Source organism: Metamycoplasma auris 15026, from assembly GCF_000367765.1.
In the GTDB taxonomy this organism is placed as follows: domain Bacteria; phylum Bacillota_I; class Bacilli_A; order Mycoplasmatales; family Metamycoplasmataceae; genus Metamycoplasma; species Metamycoplasma auris_A.
Genome location: NZ_AORI01000018.1, coordinates 1 through 779, shown reverse-complemented (window position 1 = coordinate 779; position 779 = coordinate 1). Strand labels below are relative to the sequence as shown.

At 23.5% G+C, this 779-nt stretch carries 1 protein-coding gene; it reads right to left on the bottom strand.

Annotated elements, in window-relative coordinates; all coding sequences use genetic code 4:
- Positions 1-280, bottom strand: a 280-nt coding sequence (locus MAU_RS03350; protein ID WP_040544064.1) for an Mbov_0400 family ICE element protein, incomplete at its 3' end; no start/stop codon positions are given.
- Between the last annotated feature and the right edge of the window lie 499 nt (positions 281-779).

The window sequence follows — 779 nt, the reverse complement described above, 5'->3', positions numbered from 1 at the left end:
AGTTAATGGCATTGCCAATAGGAGCTTCATTGCCATAGATATTTATATTAGGGATTATTACATTTCTATCATCATTAGTTGTTTTATATTGATTCTTTTTAGTAATTGATTTAACCGATAAATAATAAACATAGTCATTTGAATAAAAGACTACATAAGGACGATTTAATTTCCCAAGTTTAGTAGTAATAAAATTATTATTATAATTTTTTGAAATAGGTAAGTTATTTTTACTACTTCTAACTTTAAATAATTTTCCAAACACTATTTTATTTTCCATAATAAAAATTGTATAAAAAATATAAGCATTTCTGCTTATATAGTTCTCCTATTAAAGTTATACTTTAAATTTCAATTATACAAACGATAATTATGGTTGGATAGAACCAATACCCCAATAATCAAGAAAACTATGTTTTCTATGCAATTAGTATAGCATAAATTTTGGAGTTAGTGAAATTTTTTTGTTTTTGTTTATTTTTTTATATTGTTTTATTTTTTTTAATGAAGTATATTAGAGAATTAAGCCATCATCATCTTCTAGAGTATTGTTTATTCATTCTTTATATACTCTACCTACATTCTTTATATACTCTACCTATTAATAATTTACTCATATTAGAAATTATAGTACAAAAAAGTATAGGTAATAACCTATACTTTTAGTTCTATCTCGTGATTTCGTAATCTCTAAGTCATACAGGGCCAGCTAGAACCACACTGCCAATATAGTTCTTATTAGGAACAATTTCATTTTAACATAAATTTTAGAATTAGTG